Consider the following 2,541-nt stretch of genomic DNA (forward strand, 5'->3'; position numbering starts at 1 on the left):
TTTAATACTTTAATATTGTACCGTAAAAAATACTTCTGAAATATTGTATTTTTCCGCAGGATTGTGTATGATAGAAGACAATCGTAAAATGTTTAAAGGAAAGAGAAACGGAGGGATACATATGTCAGATCATGAAATGATCAATCTGGATGAAATGGGAAGTATGAAGATGAGCATGGAGGCGCTTCAGGAAGAACTTCTGAACAACCACCGTATTGATCCCAATCTTTATATTGAATATGATGTAAAACGAGGTCTGAGAGATTCTGCAGGCAAAGGCGTTCTTACCGGTCTTACAGAGATTTCTGATGTGACAGCCTATGACCTGATCAACGGAAGAAAAATTCCGGCAGAGGGAAGACTGTATTATCAGGGATATAATATCTACGATCTGGTAGCAGGAATGGAAGGACGTAAGTTCGGCTTTGAGGAAACAATCTTTCTGCTTCTTTTTGGGCGTCTGCCTTCAGAGAAGGATATGGAAATGTTTAAGGGCGTGATGGCGAACTTTGAAACTTTATCTGGTCGTTTTGTCCGTGATGTTGTAATGAAAGCATCAAATGCAGATATTATGAATTCCATGCAGAGATGTATTCTTACATTATATACTTATGATTCCAGACCGGAGGACACTTCAGCAGAAAATGTTCTTCGTCAGTGTATAGAATTGATTGCAAAGCTGCCGTTGATCGCAGTATACTCCTATCATTCTTATCGTCATTTCCGAAAGGATGAGACACTTTTTATCCGAAATCCACAGAAAGGTCTTTCTCTGGCAGAAAATATCCTTCTGATGCTGCGTCCGGACAGTGTTTATACAGAGCTGGAGGCAAAAGTTCTGGATATTGCCTTGATTCTTCACGCAGAGCATGGCGGAGGAAATAACTCTACGTTTACAACACATGTGGTAACATCATCAGGAACAGATACATACTCGTCTGTAGCTGCTTCCATCGGATCTTTAAAAGGACCACGGCATGGAGGCGCCAATTTGAAAGTTCAGGATATGTTTGAAGATATCAAAGCACATGTAAAGAACTGGGCAGATGAGGCAGAAGTGGAGGCGTATCTCCGTAAGATTCTGAATAAGGAGGCTTTTGACCGCTCCGGATTAATTTATGGTATGGGACATGCAGTTTATACTTTGTCAGACCCACGTGAAGTGATCTTGAAAAAATTTGCCAGGGAGCTGGCGGAAGAAAAAGGCATGATGGAAGAGTTTGCTCTTTACGAGCTGGTAGAAAGACTGGCCGGCCGCCTCGTAATGGAGCAGCGCCGTCTTTTCAAAAATGTCTGTGCCAATGTGGATTTCTACAGTGGGTTTGTTTATACCATGCTTGGAATTCCTAAGGAGTTATTTACGCCGATTTTTGCTATTGCGCGTATTCCCGGATGGAGTGCCCACCGCCTGGAGGAAATTCTTAATGCAAATAAAATTATCCGTCCTGCTTATAAATATGTAGGAAAGCATGCTGATTTTATTCCTATGCCAAAGAGAGACACAGGTGTCGATACAGCAGAGGCGCTGGAGGAACAGGCAGCGGCAGAAAATCCTGTTAAAGATATGTATGCAGCAGAAATCCAGACAGATGAAGAACAATCTTCTGAAAAATAATGGGCGTTGCTAACTATACGGAATTCTGTTATACTGAATAGAAATAAGGGAGTAGTCAGTATCATTAAAAGATCCGCGAAAGAACCCCGGGATACATGATGATATGGTGAGGTCAACATTCTGGAGTACATCCTGGCCTTGCCTGAAATGACGAGACTTATCTGCACTATGCGGAGAGTCTCGTTTTTTAGTGCAATAAAAATGGTTTATTTGTACTCATTTCTATTGCATAAAACGTTTCGTGACGATGGGGGCAGATGCATGCTGATATTTCTGTAAAAATTACCACAGGAGGAAAAGAAATGGGATTATGGGAATTGTTTGTGATTGCAGTTGGTCTGTCGATGGATGCCTTTTCCGTGGCAGTCTGTAAAGGGCTTTCTGTCTGTCAGATAAAGAAAAAGCAGGTAGTGACAGTTGGAATGTATTTTGGTATTTTTCAGGGAGTGATGCCTCTGATCGGATATCTTCTTGGAACCGGATTTCAGGAGACAATCCAGAGTATCGATCACTGGATCGCTTTTATCCTTTTGTCGCTGATCGGCATTAACATGATCCGTGAATCAAGAGGAGAAGCGGAAAGTCTGGATGCCCGTTTTGACTTTAAGGCGATGCTTCCGCTGGCTGTTGCTACCAGTATTGATGCACTGGCAGTAGGCGTAACATTTGCTTTTCTTAAAGTGAATATTGTACCGGCAGTATGCTTTATCGGAATTGTAACATTTGTGCTTTCATGTGTGGGAGTTTTTATAGGAAACCGCTTTGGCTGCAAGTATAAATCAAAAGCAGAATTTGCAGGAGGGCTTGTGTTGATTATAATGGGGATAAAAATCCTGCTGGAACATACGATTATGGGATAAAATTATAAAAAATGCTGAAAAAAATATGTATTCAAACGATTATTAGTTCGGATTGCATAAAAAAGA

At 41.1% G+C, this 2,541-nt stretch carries 2 protein-coding genes; both read left to right on the plus strand.

Annotated elements, in window-relative coordinates; genetic code table 11:
* Positions 1-121: 121 nt before the first annotated feature.
* A complete protein-coding gene (locus RDS42_RS14050) occupies positions 122-1,615 on the plus strand; it encodes a citrate/2-methylcitrate synthase (RefSeq protein WP_308784208.1) in 1,494 nt (497 codons plus the stop codon).
* 302 nt (positions 1,616-1,917) lie between these two features.
* Positions 1,918-2,475, plus strand: coding sequence for a manganese efflux pump MntP family protein (locus RDS42_RS14055; protein ID WP_308784209.1), 558 nt, complete (start codon positions 1,918-1,920; stop codon positions 2,473-2,475).
* Positions 2,476-2,541 lie beyond the last annotated feature (66 nt).

This window comes from uncultured Blautia sp. (genome assembly GCF_902497045.1).
In the GTDB taxonomy this organism is placed as follows: Bacteria; Bacillota; Clostridia; order Lachnospirales; family Lachnospiraceae; genus Blautia_A.